This window comes from Pseudomonas sp. GW458-11-26-14-LB4, from assembly GCF_059423925.1.
The window spans coordinates 248610-268282 of sequence record NZ_JBWKYU010000002.1 but is presented as its reverse complement, the minus strand read 5'-3'; the positions used below and the strand labels follow the sequence as shown (position 1 = coordinate 268282).

19 protein-coding genes are annotated in these 19673 nt (G+C 61.5%); all 19 read right to left on the bottom strand.

Annotated elements, in window-relative coordinates; translation table 11 throughout:
• Positions 1–4: 4 nt before the first annotated feature.
• The 19 genes from AC07XZ_RS03995 to rfbF all read right to left on the bottom strand — a co-directional run bounded on the left by AC07XZ_RS03995 (position 5) and on the right by rfbF (position 19661).
• Entirely contained in the window at positions 5–361 is a 357-nt protein-coding gene (locus AC07XZ_RS03995) for a flagellar protein FlaG (RefSeq protein ID WP_085605774.1), read from the bottom strand.
• Positions 362–432: 71 nt separating this feature from the next.
• A complete protein-coding gene (locus AC07XZ_RS03990; RefSeq protein ID WP_007920059.1) occupies positions 433–1284 on the bottom strand; it encodes a flagellin domain-containing protein in 852 nt (283 codons plus the stop codon).
• A 243-nt stretch (positions 1285–1527) separates the two neighbouring features.
• Complete coding sequence (locus AC07XZ_RS03985; protein ID WP_085747116.1) at positions 1528–1794, bottom strand: hypothetical protein; 267 nt, start codon at positions 1792–1794, stop codon at positions 1528–1530.
• Positions 1791–3083, bottom strand: coding sequence for a motility associated factor glycosyltransferase family protein (locus AC07XZ_RS03980; protein WP_102686041.1), 1293 nt, complete (start codon positions 3081–3083; stop codon positions 1791–1793). The genes AC07XZ_RS03985 and AC07XZ_RS03980 overlap by 4 nt, the downstream gene beginning before the upstream one ends.
• 86 nt (positions 3084–3169) lie before the next feature.
• Complete coding sequence (locus AC07XZ_RS03975; protein WP_085611535.1) at positions 3170–4096, bottom strand: ketoacyl-ACP synthase III; 927 nt, start codon at positions 4094–4096, stop codon at positions 3170–3172.
• Positions 4097–4322: 226 nt separating this feature from the next.
• Complete coding sequence (gene pseI / locus AC07XZ_RS03970; protein ID WP_102686040.1) at positions 4323–5375, bottom strand: pseudaminic acid synthase; 1053 nt, start codon at positions 5373–5375, stop codon at positions 4323–4325.
• Positions 5372–6874: a UDP-2,4-diacetamido-2,4,6-trideoxy-beta-L-altropyranose hydrolase gene (pseG, locus tag AC07XZ_RS03965; protein WP_102686039.1), complete on the bottom strand. Its 1503-nt coding sequence runs from the start codon at positions 6872–6874 to the stop codon at positions 5372–5374. Before pseG ends, pseI begins: the two co-directional genes overlap by 4 nt.
• Positions 6871–7566: a pseudaminic acid cytidylyltransferase gene (gene pseF, locus AC07XZ_RS03960; protein WP_102686038.1), complete on the bottom strand. Its 696-nt coding sequence runs from the start codon at positions 7564–7566 to the stop codon at positions 6871–6873. Before pseF ends, pseG begins: the two co-directional genes overlap by 4 nt.
• Complete coding sequence (locus AC07XZ_RS03955) at positions 7563–8183, bottom strand: pseudaminic acid biosynthesis-associated methylase (RefSeq protein WP_102686037.1); 621 nt, start codon at positions 8181–8183, stop codon at positions 7563–7565. Before AC07XZ_RS03955 ends, pseF begins: the two co-directional genes overlap by 4 nt.
• 30 nt (positions 8184–8213) lie before the next feature.
• On the bottom strand, positions 8214–9371 hold the full coding sequence (pseC, locus tag AC07XZ_RS03950) for a UDP-4-amino-4,6-dideoxy-N-acetyl-beta-L-altrosamine transaminase (RefSeq protein WP_102686036.1): 1158 nt from the start codon (positions 9369–9371) through the stop codon (positions 8214–8216).
• The gene (pseB, locus tag AC07XZ_RS03945; protein WP_102686035.1) at positions 9368–10369 is read right to left on the bottom strand and encodes a UDP-N-acetylglucosamine 4,6-dehydratase (inverting); all 1002 of its coding nucleotides are present in this window, start codon (positions 10367–10369) and stop codon (positions 9368–9370) included. Before pseB ends, pseC begins: the two co-directional genes overlap by 4 nt.
• Before the next feature lie 30 nt (positions 10370–10399).
• The gene (locus AC07XZ_RS03940) at positions 10400–13315 is read right to left on the bottom strand and encodes a glycosyltransferase family 2 protein (RefSeq protein ID WP_102686034.1); all 2916 of its coding nucleotides are present in this window, start codon (positions 13313–13315) and stop codon (positions 10400–10402) included.
• 55 nt (positions 13316–13370) lie between these two features.
• Positions 13371–14108, bottom strand: coding sequence for a cephalosporin hydroxylase family protein (locus AC07XZ_RS03935; RefSeq protein WP_007958324.1), 738 nt, complete (start codon positions 14106–14108; stop codon positions 13371–13373).
• Between the two features lie 17 nt (positions 14109–14125).
• Positions 14126–15199, bottom strand: coding sequence for a class I SAM-dependent methyltransferase (locus tag AC07XZ_RS03930; RefSeq protein WP_085747125.1), 1074 nt, complete (start codon positions 15197–15199; stop codon positions 14126–14128).
• Entirely contained in the window at positions 15196–16047 is an 852-nt protein-coding gene (locus tag AC07XZ_RS03925) for an NAD-dependent epimerase/dehydratase family protein (protein ID WP_102686033.1), read from the bottom strand. Before AC07XZ_RS03925 ends, AC07XZ_RS03930 begins: the two co-directional genes overlap by 4 nt.
• Entirely contained in the window at positions 16044–17270 is a 1227-nt protein-coding gene (locus AC07XZ_RS03920) for a class I SAM-dependent methyltransferase (protein WP_102686032.1), read from the bottom strand. Before AC07XZ_RS03920 ends, AC07XZ_RS03925 begins: the two co-directional genes overlap by 4 nt.
• On the bottom strand, positions 17267–17827 hold the full coding sequence (gene rfbC / locus AC07XZ_RS03915) for a dTDP-4-dehydrorhamnose 3,5-epimerase (RefSeq protein ID WP_007958330.1): 561 nt from the start codon (positions 17825–17827) through the stop codon (positions 17267–17269). The genes AC07XZ_RS03920 and rfbC overlap by 4 nt, the downstream gene beginning before the upstream one ends.
• Complete coding sequence (rfbG, locus tag AC07XZ_RS03910; protein ID WP_102686031.1) at positions 17824–18906, bottom strand: CDP-glucose 4,6-dehydratase; 1083 nt, start codon at positions 18904–18906, stop codon at positions 17824–17826. Before rfbG ends, rfbC begins: the two co-directional genes overlap by 4 nt.
• Positions 18888–19661 carry a glucose-1-phosphate cytidylyltransferase gene (gene rfbF, locus AC07XZ_RS03905; protein ID WP_085605742.1) on the bottom strand — a complete coding sequence of 258 codons (774 nt, stop codon included), beginning with the start codon at positions 19659–19661 and terminating at the stop codon, positions 18888–18890. The genes rfbG and rfbF overlap by 19 nt, the downstream gene beginning before the upstream one ends.
• Positions 19662–19673 lie beyond the last annotated feature (12 nt).

Sequence of the window (19673 nt, the reverse complement as noted above, 5' to 3'; positions counted from 1 at the left end):
GCTATCAGACTTTGGCGTCGAACAACACGTGACTTGCGTTGGCGAGGCTGTCTGCCAGCTTCAGGGCTTCTGCGGAGGGGATCTGTCGTACGACCTCGCCCGTCTCGCTTGCGATCACCTTGACGATGACCTTGCCGGAATGCTCGTCGATCGAAAATTCCAGATTGCGCTTGATCGACTGAACGAACTTCTCGATCTCCTGCACCGCCAGCTTCAGCTTGGTTTCATCTGCTTCCTGGCTCTTTTTCGAGGCAGGAACAGCATCAACGGTCTGAGGCTTGGTTTCCGACGGCTTGTCGGTAACGGTATTGGCTGGTTTGGGAGCCGGATAAGACACGTTAAGCTTGACGCTCATGTCCATGCTCATCACCTCATAACGTAAAAAGCGAGAGAGCACGCAAGCGCACTCCCCCGCTAAAACTCATTCCGAAATTACTGAAGCAGCTTCAGTACAGCGGAAGGCAGTTGGTTGGCTTGAGCCAGAACAGAGGTCGAAGCCTGTTGCAGGGTTTGCTGCTTGGTCAGGTTAGCAGTCTCTGCGGCGAAGTCGGTATCTTGTACGCGACCTTGTGCAGCAGTGGTGTTCTCGGTGATGTTCTGCAAGTTCTGGATGGTGCTGGTCAGACGGTTTTGCGAAGCACCCAGGCTGGCACGAGTTGCACCGATTGCAGCGATAGCGGCGTCGATTGCAGTGATCGCGTTGTCGATGTTCTGCGAAGCGCCAGTTACGGTAGCACCGGTCAGGGACAGAGTACCGCTACCAACCGACAGGCTGACGGCGTCGAACTTGGAGCTCAGTACCAGGTCGATGTGGTTAGCCGAACCGGTGTTTGCACCCACTTGCAGGGTTACAGTACCAGCCGAACCGTCCAGCAGGTTTTTGCCGTTCAGGTTGGTCGAAGCCGAGATACGGGTGATCTCGTCGGACATCTGAGCGAATTCAGCGTTGGTAGCGGTCTGGTCAGCAGTGCCGTTGGTACCGTTACGTGCTTTAACAGCCAGTTCACGCATACGCTGCAGAATGTCGGTAGTAGCTTGCAGAGCGCCTTCAGCGGTCTGGGCAACGGAGATACCGTCGTTGGCGTTCTGGATTGCCTGGGTGTTACCGCGGATCTGGGAAGACATACGGTTGGAGATCTGCAGGCCAGCGGCGTCGTCTTTAGCGCTGTTGATTTTCAGGCCGGAAGACAGGCGCTGCATCGAAGTCGACAGAGCGTCGGAAGCGCGGTTCAGGTTTTTCTGAACGTTCAACGACGTGGTGTTGGTGTTTACTGTTAAAGCCATGACGAATTCCTCGTTGGTTGGGTACTGCGGCTTCCGGCCCTGGCAACCGCCGGGTATGGCCTAGAGAACCTTCGTAATAGTTATCGTCGGGTTTGCAGGTTGCTTGAGGGCTTTTTTGAAAAAATTTGCCATCACCCTGCCACCCCCTAGAAAACAAAGACTTAGCAGCACTTCACCTTCGAAAAAATGACGTCATAAAACCGTCCGTGGCGCAAACCGGCGGGCCAGCGCCTTCGCTCCTCTTCAGGCGGACGATTCTTCCAGCAATTGAATCAACTCGTACTCCATGAAATCGGCAAGTCCCAGCCAGTCCTGACGCTCCTGGCACTCGAGCATTTGTGCGAGCAATTGCGCCCAGACTTGCTGCGTCTGCGTGCCGGCCGACAGCAATGACTGCTGCGCGCCCTCGAACACATCGACCATGGTCAACGCCGCCTCGACATCACGTCCCAGGCGGAACAACCCGGCGCACTGATGGCATTCGTCTACCCAGCTTTGCAGTGCAGTCATTGCACAAACTCCTGATTGAACGCTGTTCCGGCAATCTGCGCACCCGCCCGGCTGCTGTTGAAAAATGCCACCTGCGGCTGACTGGCGATGTATCGCTCCAGCACGCACAGATAACCGCGAAAATTGAGCTGGGTACTGACGCGCTCGCCATACCCGTCACGCACCCAGTGCCGCGCCTGATTCACCGACGGCCCCAGGTCACCGTCATTCCAGCCGGCATGGGTCTTGTTCATCGGGAAAGCAAAATCGGCACCGAACAGCGTGATGCGTGCAGCGCCCATCTTCACCGCCAGGTCCACGGCCGGGTGAATCACACTGCCACCCACATGCAGCAGCGCCCTCGGGTGCTGTTCACGCAATGCCGCATAGACCGGACTGGCCGAGTAGCCGCCGTAACGCTTGCCCTTCCAGGCCCTCAGCACCTCGGGATCACTCATGGGCAGGTACACCAGCGGGATGCCGTCGGAGTCCTCGAAAGGCAAATGCCGGAAGCTGATGCGCTGATCGATGCTCACCACATAGTCGGGCACGATCCCGTGCTCGCGCAGCGGCCGGTAGGCGGTATCGACGCAAATGAACAACGGACGCTCGGCCCGCTCGCGGATCGCGGCCAGACGTTCGAAATGCTGTTCCAGCGTCGGCCCGGTGCCGATCACATAGATCTCCCGACCGGTGCAGGTGCCGAACAGCGTCGCCACATCATCGTCGGCAAGCAATACCGGCAAGCAGTCCTGCAGACGCTGTTGAATGAACGGTGACTGCGGATCGAACTCACGGTTGTTGAAGCTCAAGTGCACTTCGCTGACCAGTCGATCACGAATCTTCGCGTTGAAGTCATCGGCCAGCAGCATTTCGGCAGGCAATGCAAAGAATGGCGTGCAGATGTCGGGCAGGTTGCCGGCGTAGAGCAATTCAACTCGCGGATCCTGCAGCCACTCACGCTGATCGAGCAGTTGCAGCACCAGGGCAAACAGCGCGCCATTGAGGATGTGCACATACAAGCGCTCAAGCCCGGCGCGCTCCAGCAGCACCGCGGGCAAATCCCCGAGGCCGGTGCCGTAGACATGCAGTTGCGGCTTGTCCGCCGGTAGGCTGGCGGCCTGTATCTGCGCCTCGCGGACACGATCATGCCGGCTGGTGAGCTGAATGCCGCCAATGCTCAGCGTCGAGCCCAGCCCTTGCGTCAGTTCGGCCTCAATCGCCGAACTGTCTTCGTTCAGCAATCGTGCGAACAGCGCCGGCCAGCGTCGCTCGACGACTTCAGCATTGGCCTGGAAAAACTCACTCATGGCGCCTCGCGCTCCCTTCAGGCAAAAAAATAGCGTTCAAGGTTAACCCTTGAACGCTATTTTTGTATCCGTCGTTCTTAGCGGATTCAAGGACGATAAATAATCGCCGAACCCCACGACAGACCGACACCGAAACCACTGATCGCGATGCGGTTCCAGTCGGAATCCATCACGTGTTTTTCCAGCAGCAGCGGCACACTTGACGACACGGTGTTGCCGGTCTCGACCATGTCCTTGATGAACTTCTCCGGCTCGCCTTCGAAGCGTCGCGCCACGGCATCGACAATCGCCGCACTGCCCTGGTGAATGCAGAAGGCATCGATGTCATCGGCTTTCAGACCGGAATCGTCGAGCAGTTCGTGCAAGTGCGCCGGCACTTTGAGCAGCGCGAAGTTGAACACCTGACGACCATTCATGAAGAACACGCCATCGGTGACTTTCAGGTGCGGTGCGCCGGAACCGTCAGTACCGAACTTGGCCTTGCCCAGCGCCCAGACCGGGTCTTCGCCCATCCAGGTGGCAGTGGCGGCATCACCGAACAACATGGTGGTGTTGCGGTCTTCCGGATCGACGATCTTCGAATACGGGTCGGCGGTGATCAACAGACCATTCTTCAGGCCGGCGGCTTCCATGAAGCCTTTGATCGCGTAGATGCCGTAGACGTAACCGGAGCAGCCCAGGGAAATATCGAACGCCGCGACATTGGTCGGCAGGCCGAGTTTGTCCTGGACGATGGCCGCGGTGTGCGGCAGGCCTTCCTCGTCACCGTTCTGGGTGACGACGATCAGCGCATCGATGGATTCACGTTTCAGTTCAGGGTTGTTGGCAAACAGCGCATTGGCCGCTTCAACGCACAGATCGGAGGTTTCCTGTTCCGCGTCTTTGCGTGGGAGGAAGGCCGAACCGATCTTGCCGAGGATGAATTCCTCATCCTTCTCGAATTTTGCACCTTGTGCGTAATTGTCCACGCCGGCTACAGGAACGTAGCTCGCAATGCTTTTTATGCCAATCATTACGGCTTCCCAATAATAAACAGCCCAATACCACCGCTCGCAAGGATTCGAGGGGCGCCGACAAACAGAAAACGGCCGCCACAACGGGCAGCCACGGGAAGCGCAAAGGGCTATCACTGGAACCGAAATCGGGCCAGGCGCCATCTCCCCGGTCATTACAATACAGTGAAGATGCGCGTTATGACTCGCAGGTCACGCTATTTTGCCGAATCGGTGACAGATCGGGTCATTCGACCAATGACCAGCCCAGCGGCGTACCGCGTTTGATCGGCTGGCGCGCATGGCGCCCGAGGACGGCATCGGTGTGCTTGGGCGGCAGACCGAGACCGGGACGAATCGCGCGCACATTGGCCGCCGTGAAGGGTTCACCGGCCGCCATATCGGCCGTGACGTACAGCGACCGGCGGTAGACCAGCGACTTTTTCTCGGCCTCGGTCACGCCGTAATGGACCTGGCCCATGGCCTGCCAGGCGCGCTCGGTCTCGACCACCAGGCTGGCCAGTTCCGCCGGCTCCAGCGAGAAACTGGCGTCCACGCCACCGGCCGCACGGTCGAGGGTAAAGTGTTTTTCCACTACCGTCGCGCCCAGCGCCACCGCTGCCACCGACACACCAACGCCCATCGAATGATCGGACAGCCCGACCTCGCAGCCAAACAACTCACGCAGATGCGGGATGGTGCGCACATTGCTGTTGATCGGCGTCGCCGGGTAGGTGCTGGTGCACTTGAGCAGCACCAGATCCTTGCAGCCGGCCTCACGGGCGGCGCGCACGGTTTCGTCGAGTTCGGCGATGCTGGCCATGCCGGTGGAAATGATCAGCGGTTTGCCAGTCGCTGCGACACGGCGAATCAACGGCAGATCGGTGTTTTCGAAACTGGCGATCTTGTAGGCCGGCACATCGAGGCTTTCGAGAAAGTCCACGGCGCTGTCATCGAACGGCGTCGAAAACGCGAGCATGCCCAGCTCTTTGGCCCGGGCGAAGATCGGCGCATGCCATTCCCAGGGCGTGTGGGCCTTTTCATACAGGTCGTAGAGCGAAGTACCGGCCCACAGACTGTTCGGATCCTTGATGAAGAACTCGCCCTCCGCCAGATCCAGGGTCATGGTTTCGGCGGTGTAGGTTTGCAGCTTCAAGGCATGGGCACCGGCCTTTGCCGCCGCTTCGACAATCTGCAAGGCGACGTCCAGCGACTGGTTATGGTTGCCGCTCATTTCAGCGATGATGAACGGCGGCGCATCGGCACCGATCCGGCGGTTGCCGATCTTGAAACTGCTCATTGACGGGATTCCTTCAAAACCTTGCTGAACGCGCAGGCACTCTGGGTAAACCCGGCGTCACGAAAAACATTCATCGAGGGCTGATTGGCCGGCAATACCTGGGCGGTGATGGCGGTCATCTGCGGCCAGTGCGCAGCCACAAAAGTCTCCCCCTGCGCCAGCAGCGCCCTGCCCCAGCCGAGCCCCAGACGCCCTTCGAACAGATACAGCGAAACCTCCGCCTCAAAGCCGCGCAGATCGTAGCGCAGGACACCGACCGGGCCGTCATCCGCCTCGGCCACCAGCAGCAACCGCTGAGGATTGCGCAGGCTCGCGCCCAGCCAGTTCATATGTTGCGTCCAGTCAATCGCCCCGCTGTCCAGTGACCAGCGGCGCACCGCCTCTGCATTGCGCCCCTCGAACAGCAACTGCGCGTCATCCGGCGTCGCCAGACGCAACTTGAGCACCGCACCGGCCAGTGCAGCTGCGACCCGCAACGCGCCGCGCCCGTCGACCAGATGCCGCGAACGCTCGGCCAAGCTCTGGCGCAGATAAAAATTGCCCACGACAAAGCCGATGGCATCGCGCAGTTGCTCGACGCCGACCTGCTCCCGCGCGCCCATGAACACATGCGCGCCGGCCGCCGCCATCACCTCGCCGTTGGCCTGCTGGTTGTTCGACACCGCAATGCAAATCGTCGGCAGGCCCAGGGCCGCGCGTTCCCAACTGGTGCCGCCGCCGGCACCGATAAACAGGTCGGCCTCGGTCATGCGCCGATGAAAATCGCTGACAAAACTGTGCAGCCGCCAGCGCGGCCGCGTTTCGGCCAACGCCTGCATCTCTGCCCAGGCCGGGTTGTCGGCACCGGCGACGAAATCCACTTCAAGCGCCGAAAAATCCGTCAGCGCCAGCATCGCGTGATGGGTCTGGCGCGCCGCATCGAAGCCGCCGAAATTCACCAGCACCCGGCGCGCCACCGGTTTGATCTCGATGGCCGGGCCACTGAACTCTTCGCGCAGCATGGCAAAGCGTGGACCGAGCAGCGTTCGACAACCGGTCGGCAGCAGCGGCTGATAGTTTTCGCTGAGCCCCGAGAGGTTCTGATTGAGCAGCAGATCCACGCTGTAGCGGCGAGTCGCCAGATCATCGACGGCGGCGATCCGTGGCGCGAAGCGACGGGCCGCGGTCTGCCAGTGATGGTCGAGGCCGTAATGGTCGGCGATCACCCAGTCAAATCCGGTCCGCCCTTCCAGCTGCGTCGCCAGTGCATCGATATCCGCCTGCCACGGCAGCATCGATTCGATGGCCTGCTCCGGGTCTTCACCGGCGTAGCGCTCCGGCAACGCGAAGGTCTCGAAGCCTTCGCTCCGCAACGCATCAAGCCGATGCCCCGGCAAACGACGGCAGGCAAACGCGACATGACTGCCTTGGGTGCGCAGCACTCGCGCCAGCGTCAGGCACCGGGCGATGTGGCCGCTGCCAATGGTCGGCGAGGCGTCGGCGCGGATCAGCACTCTCATTGCAACTCTCCGCCAGCCTTGAGGGCGGCGTAGAGGTACTCGGCACGCTTCCAGTCTTCGGCGGTATCGATGTCCTGCACCAGATGCCGGGGCAGGATCACCGGCAGACTGGCCGGCGAATACAGCACCTCCCCACCCAGCCACGCCTCGCTGCGGCCCCAATAGAACTGGCCGGCATCCTGAAAGGCAGCCGGCAGATCCTGCGAACGAGTATTGCGAAACTCGGGGTACAACGCCGTCAGCGCGCCCTTCCCGTCCAGGGTCAGGGCGCGCTGCACCGGAAAGCCGAAATCAGTGACTGAAAAAGCAAAGGACTTGTCCGGATGCTGCGCCAGCAACTCCAGGCCCTGACGCAGAAACCGCGCCTGCAACAGCGGCGCCGTGGCGTACACACAGCAGGCATAATCGAAGGCCGGCAGTTGCTGCAAGGCATGCGCGATCACCGCCGCGGTGCCGGTGAAATCATCGGCCAGCTCCGCCGGACGCATGAACGGCACCTGAGCACCGTTGGCACGCGCCACGTCCGCGATCTCTGCGTCGTCGGTGCTGACCATCACCTGCTCGAACAACCCTGAATCGAGGGCCGTGCGTATCGAACGGACAATCATCGGCACACCGTCGAACGGCTTGAGATTCTTGCGCGGGATGCGCTTGCTGCCCCCACGGGCCGGGATGATTGCGACGTTGTTCAAGGACGTTTTTCCAGCAGGAACCAAGTGATGTCGTCGACCGGGAATTGCGGGTCGCGGCGATACCCGAAGCCGTAATCCAGCAGTTGCAGATCAGGATAACGGTCAAGCATTTCCCCGGCAAAATCGCGTTTGAACAGTTTTCCACTGTTGCCGCGATAGGACACTTCCACCGGCGACGGATTGTAGTACTCGGCGATCAGGATGTAGCGCGAACTCAACGCATACAACTGCGCATACGCCGTCGCCAGTAGTTCCGGCGCCAGATGGATCAGCACGCCTTTGCTCAGGGTCAGGTCGTATTGGCGCTCGCGGGGAAAGTCGAACAGCGAACCGTGCCAGATGTTCGCAATCTCCAGCGCCTGGGCCTGGGCACAGGCGCTGGCATTGATTTCGACGCCGAACAGCTCGCACCTGGGCAGTAACTGACGCAACGCCTGCAAGTTGTTGCCGGCGTTGGTGCCCAGTTCCAGCAAATTGTCGATCCGTCCGGCCCGGGTCAGCGCCTTGGCGAACAACGCCAGATTGGCCGCCACCAGTGGCTGGCCGACGTTGCGATCGACGTACTGGTTGCCGAATTCGCCTTGCCAGAATTGTTCCTGCTCGCTCAGATCACGCATTACCGTTTCCATCCACCGCCACGGCGGCAATCATTCAGTCAACCGACGCAATTGCTCGACCACATAGTCCTGCTGCTGATCGCTCAGCAACGGAAACAGCGGCAGGCTGATCGCTTCGGCGTAATAACGCTCGGCTTCGGGGAAGTCACCTTCGGCAAAACCCAGGTCACGATAGTACGGCTGCAGATGCAGCGGAATGTAGTGCAGGTTCACGCCGATGCCGGCGGCACGCAAGCCTTCGAACACCTGACGGTGACTGAGGCTGATGCGCTCGGTCTGCAAACGCACCACATAAAGATGCCAGGCCGATTCGGCCTCCGGCTGGAGGCTCGGCACAGTCACCGGCAAGTACGCCAGCAAGCGGTCGTAACGCGCGGCCAGCTCCCGTCGACGGGCAATGAATTCGTCCAGCTTGCTCAATTGCGACAGGCCCAGCGCGGCTTGCAGATCGGTGATCCGGTAATTGAACCCCAGCTCGACCTGCTGGTAGTACCACGGGCCGTGGCTGGGCTCGGTCATCTGCTGCGGATCGCGGGTCATGCCGTGGCTGCGCAGGCGTTGCAGGCGCTCGGCCATTTCCGGGCGATTGGTCAGCACCATGCCGCCTTCGCCGCTGGTGATGATCTTCACCGGGTGGAAGCTGAACACGGTCATCGCGGCAAATTCACCGCAGCCCACCGGACGCCCGGCATAGCTTGCGCCGACCGCGTGGGAAGCGTCTTCGATCACCGTGAAGTTGTAGCGCTCGGCCAGTTCGGCAATCCGCCGCATGTCGCAGCTCTGCCCGGAGAACGCCACCGCCACCAGCACTTTGGGCAGCGTGCCGTCCCGTTCGGCAGCATCGAGTTTGCTCGCCAGGACTTCGGCATCGAGGTTCCAGGTCAGCGGATCGATGTCCACGAAATCAACGTCGGCGCCGCAGTAACGGCCGCAATTGGCCGACGCGAGAAAGGTGTTCGGCGTGGTCCACAAGCGGTCGCCCGCGCCGAGCCCCGCCGCGAGACAGGCAATGTGCAGCGCCGCCGTGGCGTTGCACACCGCCACGGCGAAGTCGGCCTGACAACGCTCGGCCATCGCCTGCTCGAAGCGCTCGATAGTCGGGCCCTGGGTCAACCAGTCGGACTGCAACACCTCGACGACCGCGTCGATGTCCGCCTGGTCGAGGCTTTGCCGACCGTAGGGGATCATACCGACAGCTTCGCGTGCAGGTCGGCGATCTGTCCTACCGAGAGGAAGTGCGGGTTGGTGTCGGAGCGGTACTCGAAGTCTTCGCCAACCGGTACGCCACGCTCACCGAGTTTGTCCTCGGCAAAATCCACATCGACGCTGGTGAAGCGAATCGACGGCTGGATGGTGTAGTGATCGGCGAACTCCAGGGTCATCCGCGCATCGTCCAGCGGCACCATCAACTCGTGCAGCTTCTCGCCCGGACGAATGCCGACGTTCTTGTGCGGCAGATGCTCGGCCATGCCACGCGCCAGATCGACCACGCGAATCGACGGAATCTTCGGCACGAACACTTCACCGCCGTGCATCCGCGCAAAGCTGTCGAGCACAAATTGCACACCGTGATCGAGGGTGATCCAGAACCGGGTCATGCGCTCATCGGTGATCGGCAGCTCTGTCGCGCCGTCGGCGATGAGCTTGCTGAAGAACGGCACCACTGACCCGCGCGAACCCGCCACGTTGCCGTAGCGCACCACGGCGAAACGCGTCTGCTGTTCACCGGCGATATTGTTGGCCGCGACGAACAACTTGTCCGACAGCAACTTGGTGGCGCCGTACAGGTTGATCGGGCTCGCGGCCTTGTCGGTGGACAGCGCGACAACTTTCTTCACGCCGTTGTCGATGGCAGCGGCGATGATGTATTCCGCGCCGTTGACGTTGGTGCGGATGCATTCGGTCGGGTTGTATTCCGCCGCCGGCACCTGCTTCAACGCCGCGGCATGCACCACGTAATCGATGCCGCGCATGGCCTGGCGCAGGCGATCGGCGTCGCGCACATCACCGAGGAAGTAACGCATGCACGGCGCGTTGAACGTCTGCTGCATTTCGTATTGCTTGAGCTCATCCCGGGAGAACACCACCACGCGCTTGGGCTGGTATTGCTCGAGCAGGCGCGCGATGAACTTGCGCCCGAACGAGCCGGTGCCACCGGAGATGAAAATCGACTTACCGTTGAACATGTTCTGATTCCTGTTCCCTGCCCGGCAGGCTCAAGCGAGCAACTGTGCCCAGTTGATCGAGGTATTTTCGCCCAGGGTAAAGCCTTTGCCGTTCAGCGCCAGGTTGGCGTTGTAGGCCGGATCCTGCGCAAAGGCCGTGCTCCATTTTTCACGCAAGGCCGCCAGGGCTTGCGGTGCCTGCGGCAGCTCGCCGGTGTGCAGCACCTGCACCAGTGGCGTCCACACATTGAGATAGCCGGCCTGACCCGCCTTCAGGCACAGGTCGACATCGCTGAAGCCATCAGCGAACGTCACTTCATCGAGACCGCCCAGCGCATTGAACAGCTCTTTGCCGATCATCAGGCAGACCTTGGACACGGCCGAGTAATTCTGCTCGACGGCCAGGCGCTGCATGTAACCCTCGGCGCTGTGCTTCTCGCCGATGAACGGCGAACCGACGCCATCGTTGAGACCGAGGATCAAGCCGGCCTGAGCAACCTTGCCGTCGCGGCTCACCAGTTTGCCACCGACGATGCCCACTTCCGGCCGCAGTGCGTGGTTGAGCAGCAAGTCGATCCAGTTCGGGTTGACCACCTCACTGTCCGCCGCCAACAGCACCAGATAATCGCCTTGCGCCTGCTCGCTGGCGGCGTTGCACAGCGCTGAGTCACACAACGGCTGATCGGCACGCAGCACGCGCACCTTGGCGTGCTGCAGGGAGCCCAGCCAATCGTTGACCTCGGCGGACGTATTCGGATTGGCCGCCACCAGGACCTCAAAGCGGCTGTAGCGGGTCTTGAGCACCACGCTTTCCAGGCAGCGCTGCAACGCACGCACATCATCGATGACCGGCACAATGATCGACACCAGCGGCTGCTCGGCATGACGATAATCAATCTGCCAGGTACCCGGCAGGGTCGAGTTGACCTTGGCCTTGTAGCCACGATTACCCAGATGGCGCAGCAAGGCCTGACGCTCGTGGGCATTCTCTTCCGGGGCCACTGCCTGAGTGATCAGCAAGGGTTCGTCAAGGTGTGCCAGACCGTCCAGACCACCCTGCTCGATGATGCGCAGCAGCAAGTCCAGTTCCAGCGCCTTGTTGAAGTCGGCCTGATAGCCACCCGCATCCAGCAGGACGTCGCGACGGACCAGCCAGTGACGCGCCATCAGCGACGGCACGCTTTGCAGCAGATCAAGATTGATACCCGGGCGGAACACGTCAACCAGCGCGCCGCTCTCCTGGCGCTGGATCTCGTCGGTGGCGACTGCACGTATCTGGGCCGCGTCCATCAGTTCCAGGCTGGCGCGCAACAAGCCGCTGGCGGTGAACTGATCGCCGGCCTGTGCCAGCAACAGCCAGTCGCAAGGCGACTGCTGGGCACTCTGATTGAGCTTGTCGACAAAGTTGCTCTGGGTCACGCGGACAAAGTGCAGGGTGTTCTGCGCGGTGGTCGCGCTCGGCGCTTCACCGGTGGTGAACACGACAATCCTGAACGCTTTGCAGTGGCCCTCAAGCAGGCTGTCGAGCGAGACCTGCAACTTGTCGATGTCGTTATCCAGGTCCAGCAGGAAAATACCGAACTGCGGGCCGCCGCCGTTGACCGCCAGGTGACGGGCAATCGCCTGCGATTGTTCGGCGGACGGCTCGCGGGCAGCCAGCCACTTGAGCAGGCGACCGGACTTCGTTTTGTCGAACATGGCCTGCTGGTCATCGTCCGCAAACGCCTCGAGGCGAGCGATCCAGTCGTTCAGGGCATGCGCCGCTTCGTCCTCATCCGACGCCTGCAGTTGCGTCGACAGGCGTTTGACGACCGTCTGGTTGAACGCATTGAGGTCGTGCGCCTGCCACAACCGGTCAGTCACGCTTTCTGCCGTGTCGTTATTGCGCGCCTGCAGCAAGTGCGCCTGACGCGTCCATACGCCCTCCAGCCCTTCCAGCTGAATGCGACCGGCCGGCATGGCGTGAAGCATGAATTCGAACTGTTCCAGACGGTCGAAAAACGCCTGGTTGTAGAAGGGCATTTCGACGTACTGCAGCGGCCCGAAACGACGATCCGGCACCTTCTTTTCCTGACTCCAGACCGATTCGAAAATCAGTTCCGCGGTCAGTGCACGACCGCTGCGCAGGCTCTCGGCCATCGCGTCGAAACTTTCCAGCGCAAACGCTTTGGCCTGCATGGCGTCCAGCCCTTCGATAGCGCAAGGCAACGAGGTGAGGAACTCGGCAAAGGCCTCTCGCTCGGCGACCGATTTGCTATCGACGTAGGTCAGCGAATGGAACACATCGGTGTTGTGCTCGGAGACGCCGTAGTTGATCTCGCGGACCACATAGGGAATCGGCAGAATCCGTGCCTTGGCACTGGCCAGCAGGAAATACACGTGGCCGATTTCCTGCCATTGAAAATTGGTGCCGGCCGGCAATGCCGAGTGCCAGGTTTTCATCAGGTCGGTACGCGTCACCGCATAGAACGGCGGGATGTACTGACTCATGTAATCGATAACCCGATCCTGAGCCCGCTCCGACGCGTAGTCTTCCTGAACCTTCTTGTCCCGACGGTAGTAGTTCACGCCGTTGGTCAGCGTCAGGTACATCAGGCAATAGCCGTGGCACATGCCATAGTCCTGGTTCGCGTGCAGGAAGCTCACGGACTCGGCCAGCGAATCGTGCAGGATGAAGTCGTCATCGGCTGCCAGCACCATGTACGGCGTGGTCAGTCGCTCGACACCGTAAGCCAGCTTGGCCTGCATGCCCCAGTAGGCAAACTGCGGCACGTGGTGATAATCAACGGGGGAAAAATCCCCCTCGGGCCGCTCGATCGTGGAGTCCAGCACCATGATTTTGCAGGGCAAGCTGCTGTAATACTTCACCGCCCGACGCAGGAACGCCGGACGATTGTGCGTAATCAGCACCACGGTCAACAGCTCGTTGAGCGGTAGCGTCAATTCAGAACCGAACTTGCCTTGCATAACTTCTCTCCACAACCGGCGACTCGCCGAGACAACGCTTTGGTGATGTTGCGAATTAACGAACGCGACGCAGATAGCCGTCCGGCGCCACGGTGATCAGCAGCTTGTTCTGCAGCTGAACATCGATCTCGAAATCCTTGTTCTCTTCCAGGTATTTCCACACGGCGGTCTTCGGGTTGTCGCCCGGGCCCCATGGACGATCCGGGAAGAAATCGGCCGGCATGTCTTCAACCACGGTGTCCATCACCACGCAGTAGCTGTCGACCGAAACCAGTGGCGCGTAGAGGCGCAGCTCTTCGAGCACGTGGTCGTGGGTGTGGTTGGAATCGAGCACCAGAATGACTTTCTTGCCTTCGGCAGCCGCGCGCACCTGGGCAGCGATGGCCGGGTCGATGCTCGAACCTTCGATCATCTTGATGCGCTTGCTCATCGGATGGCTTTCGATGGCTTCGCGATTGTGCGGACGGATGTCCAGATCGATGCCCAGCACTTCACCGTGACCTTGCAGTTCCAGCAGGGAGGCGTAGTAGATGATCGAACCGCCGTGGGCGATGCCGCACTCGATGACCAGATCCGGCTTCACCTGCCAGATGATTTCCTGCATGGCCATCATGTCTTGCGGCAGCTGGATGATCGGACGGCCCATCCACGAGAAGTGGTAGCTGTACTTGTGTTTGGCCGATTCGTTGAAGAAATCGCGGGCCAGGCCCGTCAGTTTCTGGTCGTCACCCTGCTGGGCGATCTGCTCGCGGCATTCGGCTTCGAAAGCTTTGTTGATGCTGTTGTCGGTCATTTTCAAAATCTCAAGGGTCACTGGAACGAAGCGCTGTCGACGGCGTGATAGACGTAACGTCCACCGGTCATCCGCTTGATCTCTTCGAGGTAATTGGAATTCATCACAAACAGGTTGGCGCCCTCGGGCAAGGCGTCCATCGCCTCTTGCGGCGAGGACACCCGGGCGCCGCTCAGGGGCAGGTAACGCCCCTGCTTGGCCGGGTTGATATCGACCACGCGATCCACCGCCACGCCGGCGCGTTGCAGGAACAGCGAATAGATCACGCCTTTGGACGAGGCGCCCCAGATCGCCGAACCCTGCTCGGGCGCGCCCTGGATGATCTGCACCGCGCGCTCGAGGCTGGCGGTGAAATCGTCCGGCAAGGCCAGGCGTGGCACCGGTTGTTCCGGGGTCAGGCGCAACGTGGCGAGGTCAGCGACGATGTACAGGTATTGGCCACCAAACAGGTGACCGGCCTCGTGCACAGTGCCGAACATCCGGCGCAGATCATCGAGGCGGAAGTAATTGACGTGCTCGTAGAACAGATCGAACCAGGCGCGGTGTTCGAGGATCCAGTCGAAGCACGGCACTTCGATGTAGATCTGCCCGCCGCCCTGATTGGCTTCGGCGATCACCGCCAGAAAACCCAGTGGATCCTGAATGTGTTCCAGCACATGACGCAGCACGATGGCGTCCGCCTCCAGGCCCAGGCCTCGGGTGAACGGGGCCTTGATCACGTCGGCGTTCTCGCCTTCGTAGGCCGGATCGATGCCGGTGATGCGATAACCCAGGCCCTTGAGCAGCTCCAGGAAATAGCCTTTGCCGCAGCCGACTTCGATCAGTTCCTGACCCTTGAAGTGCCGGGCAATGATGCCTTCGACATCGCTCAGGTGCTTCTGGAACTGGCCGGAATGCGCCTGCTCGTTCTGGTAGTCGGCGTCGTAGCTGAGCTTGTCGGCGTCGAACGCCGCATTGAAGATCAGACCGCTGCGCTCATCCTGCACCAGCAACATGTCGGCGCGGGCCGATGCCTTCGCCGATTCGGGATCGGCAAAGGTGCGGTTCTGCAGCACCGGCAGGTCGGTGACCCGATACAACTCGTGCCTCATTGCGACTCTCCCAATAACTGTTGCAAGCGCTCGGTCACCGCCCAGAACGCCAGCGGCTCGTGGGTCGGATACGGATAGTGGCCGAGGTTCAGGCCAATGGTCGCGCCGCGCTCACGCACGCGCTGTTCGACCAGCGCCCGCACCGAAACCGGCTGGCCGCTGGCGCAGTTGATTGCGCCGTCGAAATCGCGCTTGTGCAGGATCGCGGCGAGATGAGCGGCAGCGGTTTCAATCGGCAGAAAATCGCGCAGCTGCTCACCCGCCGACATGTTGAACGTCGCATCGCCGGCATCAATCGCCCGGTCCAGCGCGGCCAACAGACTGTTGGGGTTCTGCCCGGCGCCGTGCAGGTAGAACAGCCGTGCCCATTGCAGGGTGAACGGATGCTCCTGTTGCAGATTCTGCAAAAACAGGTGCAGGGTGTGCTTGGCCAGACCGTAAGGATTGGCCGGCTGCGCGTCGTTCTGTTCGCTCAACGGACCGCTCTGCATGCCGTACTCGAAGCAGGTGCCGGTCACCAGCACCTGCTTCACGCCCGCCTCTACCGCGCCTTTGATGAAGCGATAGTCGGCCATCAGGTTGTGCTCGAAATGGAACAACGCCCGATAGTTCGGCAACCCCGGCCACGCCAGGTGCGCGAGTGCATCGACACCCTCGGTCAGCGCCGCGACATTCAGATCCGCCGCGTGAATATCCGCGCTCACGAACTCGACGTCCTTGATCCACGGCATGTCCGCGGCTTTCTGCGCGTCGCGTGCAACCGCCCGCACCGTGCAGCCACGGGCCAGCAATGCGCTAACCAGATGGCGACCGACGAAGCCCGTGGCCCCGGTGACCAGAACCTTCACAGCACGCTCAACTCAGGCACGGCGATCACGAAGCGACCGTCCCACTGACGCACCTGAGCCAGCTGCTGGCTGACTTCATGCAACAGGTTCCATGGCAGCACCAGCACGTAATCCGGCTTCTCGATATCGATCTGCGCCGGCGCGACAATCGGGATGCGGCTGCCCGGCAGGTACTTGCCCTGCTTGTGCGGATTGGCATCGGCGACCCAGGCCAGCAGATCCGGTTTGACCCCGGCGTAGTTGAGCAAGGTGTTGCCCTTGGCAGCGGCGCCGTAGCCGACCACACGTTTGCCGTCGGCCTTGGCCTGCAACAGAAAACGCAGCAGATCATGCTTGATACGTTCGGCAGCCGGCGCCAGCGTCGCGTAGTACCCGGTGGTTTTCACCCCGGCGTCGAGTTCGGCCTGCAACTGCTGTTGCACCGCTGGCTGCACGGCGCGGCGTTCGCCGTCCTTGCGCTGGACGAACACCCGCAGCGATCCGCCATGGGTGGTCAACTGGCTGACGTCGAACACTTCCAGACCGTTGCGTTCACACAGTGTCTGCACGGCGGTCAGGGACAGGTAGGAATAGTGCTCGTGATACAGCGTGTCGAACTGTGCGCCAGCCATCAGCGTCAGCAGTTGCGGGAATTCGAAGGTAGCGACGCCGGTCGGCTTGAGCAGTGCGGCAAAACCACCAAGGAAGTCATTGATGTCAGGCACGTGAGCCAGCACGTTGTTGGCGGCCATCAGGTCGGCGCCCCAGCCCTCGCTTTTCAGCTGTGCGGCGGTGTCGCGACCGAAGAACAGTTCACGAATCTCCAGGCCTTTTTCCCGTGCTGCCTGCGCGGTGCTGCGGGTTGGCTCCACGCCCAGGCACTGGATGCCGCGACCAGCCACGTATTGCAGCAGGTAGCCGTCGTTGGCCGCGACTTCCACCACGCGGCTGTCAGCGGTCAGGCCGAAGCGCTCGACCATCTCGGCCACATAACGCTCGGCGTGGGCCAGCCAGGTGCTGGAGAACGAACTGAAGTAGGCGTACTCGGCATCGAACAGGCTGTCGGCGGAGGTGTAATCCTCGGTCTGGACCAGCCAGCATTGCTGGCACACGGCGACCTTCAGCGGCACCCATTGTTCGGCCTGCTCCAGCCGATCGGCATGCACGTAGGCGTTGGACGGTGGCGAGGTGCCGAGGTCGATCAGCGGCAGGCTCAACGGTGCGGCGCACCCACGGCAGTTCATAGACGCACTCCAGCAAAGTGTTGATCGAGCGCGGGATGGCTGGAATCACGCGCTGACAAATTATTGACAGGCAACGGCCAGGCAATCGCCAGCCGTGGATCGTTCACCGACAGGCCGCCCTCATGCTCCGGCGCGTAATCGGCGCTGTGCAGATAAAGCAGTTCGGCGTCTTCGGTGAGGGTCTGGAAACCGTGAGCGAAACCGGCCGGAATCAGCAGGCTGCGTCCGTCACCGGCCTTCAGGTGCTCGGCGTGCCAGTGAAGGAAGGTTTCCGAGTCCGGGCGCAGGTCTACCGCCACGTCCCACACCTCACCGCGCAGGCAGGTGATCAACTTGGCTTCCGGCGCGTTGGCATTCTGATAATGCAGGCCACGCACGCTGCCCTTTTCGCGGGTGCAGGAATGGTTGATCTGGCGGATGTGAAATTCACTGCCGAACGCCTTCAAACTGCCCTCGCAGAACAGCCGGGCGAAGTGCCCGCGCTGATCTTCGAAGCGTTTGTGCTGGACGCTGAACAACCCGGCCAGCGGCAACGGTTTCAAGGAAAACTCGCTCACAGCGCGCCCCGGTACAGGTTCAGTTGGCCGAGGGTCACGGTGCGCATGTCGTCACCGTTCTGCCACGCCAGATGCCAGTCGAGGGTCTGGGTCAGGCATTGCTGCAACGTCCAGCGCGGTTGCCAGCCCAGCACCTGACGGGCGCGGCTGCTGTCCAGGCGCAGCAGACCGGCTTCGTGCAGGTCACTCTTTTCGAGGCGCAGGCCACGGGCCTGAGGCCAGCGGTTGGAGAGCAGTTCGACCACTTCGCCGACGCTGCACATGTCCGCCTCACCCGGGCCGAAGTTCCACGCTCCGGCGTATTCCGGGCCTTCTTCATAAAGGCCGGCGGCCAATTGCAGGTAGCCGGCCAGCGGCTCCAGCGCGTGCTGCCACGGGCGCACGGCTTGCGGGTAACGCAGGGTCACCGGCTCGTCTGCGGACCAGGCTTTCAGCACGTCGGGAATCAGCCGTTCAGGGGCGAAATCACCGCCGCCCAGCACGTTACCGGCCCGCGCGGTGGCCAGGGCCAGACCGTGCTCGGCGTACTTGTCCGCCGGGAAGAACGATGCCGCGTAAGACTGCGCCAGCAACTCGCAGCAGGCCTTGCTGCTGCTGTAAGGGTCGTGTCCACCGAGGGCTTCGTCCTCGCGGTACGGCCACAGCCATTCCTTGTTGGCGTAGACCTTGTCGGTGGTCACCAGCACGCAGGCCCGCACGCAACCGACCTGGCGAATCGCTTCGAGCAGGTTGAGGGTGCCCATGACGTTGCTCGAATAAGTGCCGAGCGGATCACGATAACCCTCACGCACCAGCGGCTGGGCCGCCAGATGCAGGACGATCTCCGGCTCGGTGTCGGCGATGATCTCGAGCAAGGCGCCCAGATCACGCAGGTCGCCGCGCTGATCGTTGATGCCTTCGCTCACGCGCGCCAGTTCGAACAGGCTCGGCTCGGTCGACGGGTCGAGGGAAAAACCGCTGACCTGCGCGCCAAGGCTTTGCAGCCACAGGGTCAGCCAGCTACCCTTGAAACCGGTGTGACCGGTAATCAGAACCCGCTTGCCACGCCAGAACTCAGGACTCAGGCCCATTGTTTCCATGGGGCCTCCCCGCTCTGCCACAGCGCTTCGAGGTGGTTTTTGTCGCGCAGGGTGTCCATCGGATGCCAGAAGCCTTCGTGCTCGAAGGCTTTCAGTTGTTCGTCCTGGGCCAACTGAGCCAGCGGTTCGGCTTCCCAGGTGGTCTCGTCGCCAGCGATGTACGACAGCACTTTTGGCGACAGCACGAAAAAGCCGCCATTGATCCAGCCGCCGTCGCCGCGCGGTTTTTCGGTGAAGCCGAGGACCTGATCGCCATGCCGTTCGAGGGCGCCGTAGCGGCCCGGCGGCTGCACGGCGGTGACGGTCGCCAGACGGCCGTGACCCTTGTGGTAGTCAACGAGTTGAGCAATGTTGATGTCGGAGACACCGTCGCCGTAGGTAAAGCAGAACGCCTCTTCATCCTTGAGGTAACGGCCGGCACGCAGCAGACGGCCACCGGTCATGGTTTCCTCGCCTGTGTCGATCAGGGTGACGCTCCACGGCTCGCTGTAGTTCTGGTGAACGTCCATGCGGTTGTTGCGCATGTCGAACGTGACGTCGGAGGTGTGCAGGAAGTAGTTGGCGAAGAAGTCCTTGATCGCGTAGCCCTTGTAGCCGAGGCAGATCACGAAGTCGTGGATTCCGTGGGCGGAATACTGCTTCATGATGTGCCAGAGAATTGGCTTGCCGCCGATCTCGATCATTGGCTTGGGCTTGAGGTGCGACTCTTCACTGATGCGCGTGCCGAGGCCACCCGCCAAAATAACTGCCTTCATCGTCTCCCCTCT

Excerpts from the sequence above, each read along its gene's own strand:
- AC07XZ_RS03955 (WP_102686037.1), bottom strand. The coding sequence starts at position 8,183 with ATGCGTGATCTGAGCGAGCAGGAACAATTCTGGCAAGGCGAATTCGGC.
- rfbG (WP_102686031.1), bottom strand. The coding sequence starts at position 18,906 with ATGGAAACAATGGGCCTGAGTCCTGAGTTCTGGCGTGGCAAGCGGGTT.
- AC07XZ_RS03980 (WP_102686041.1), bottom strand. The coding sequence starts at position 3,083 with ATGAGTGAGTTTTTCCAGGCCAATGCTGAAGTCGTCGAGCGACGCTGG.
- AC07XZ_RS03940 (WP_102686034.1), bottom strand. The coding sequence starts at position 13,315 with ATGCAAGGCAAGTTCGGTTCTGAATTGACGCTACCGCTCAACGAGCTG.
- AC07XZ_RS03920 (WP_102686032.1), bottom strand. The coding sequence starts at position 17,270 with ATGAACTGCCGTGGGTGCGCCGCACCGTTGAGCCTGCCGCTGATCGAC.
- AC07XZ_RS03935 (WP_007958324.1), bottom strand. The coding sequence starts at position 14,108 with ATGACCGACAACAGCATCAACAAAGCTTTCGAAGCCGAATGCCGCGAG.
- AC07XZ_RS03985 (WP_085747116.1), bottom strand. The coding sequence starts at position 1,794 with ATGACTGCACTGCAAAGCTGGGTAGACGAATGCCATCAGTGCGCCGGG.
- pseI (WP_102686040.1), bottom strand. The coding sequence starts at position 5,375 with ATGAGCAGTTTCAAGATCGGCAACCGCCGGATCGGTGCCGATGCGCCG.
- pseG (WP_102686039.1), bottom strand. The coding sequence starts at position 6,874 with ATGAGAGTGCTGATCCGCGCCGACGCCTCGCCGACCATTGGCAGCGGC.
- rfbF (WP_085605742.1), bottom strand. The coding sequence starts at position 19,661 with ATGAAGGCAGTTATTTTGGCGGGTGGCCTCGGCACGCGCATCAGTGAA.
- pseC (WP_102686036.1), bottom strand. The coding sequence starts at position 9,371 with ATGATCCCCTACGGTCGGCAAAGCCTCGACCAGGCGGACATCGACGCG.
- AC07XZ_RS03975 (WP_085611535.1), bottom strand. The coding sequence starts at position 4,096 with ATGATTGGCATAAAAAGCATTGCGAGCTACGTTCCTGTAGCCGGCGTG.
- AC07XZ_RS03995 (WP_085605774.1), bottom strand. The coding sequence starts at position 361 with ATGGACATGAGCGTCAAGCTTAACGTGTCTTATCCGGCTCCCAAACCA.
- AC07XZ_RS03930 (WP_085747125.1), bottom strand. The coding sequence starts at position 15,199 with ATGAGGCACGAGTTGTATCGGGTCACCGACCTGCCGGTGCTGCAGAAC.
- AC07XZ_RS03990 (WP_007920059.1), bottom strand. The coding sequence starts at position 1,284 with ATGGCTTTAACAGTAAACACCAACACCACGTCGTTGAACGTTCAGAAA.
- pseB (WP_102686035.1), bottom strand. The coding sequence starts at position 10,369 with ATGTTCAACGGTAAGTCGATTTTCATCTCCGGTGGCACCGGCTCGTTC.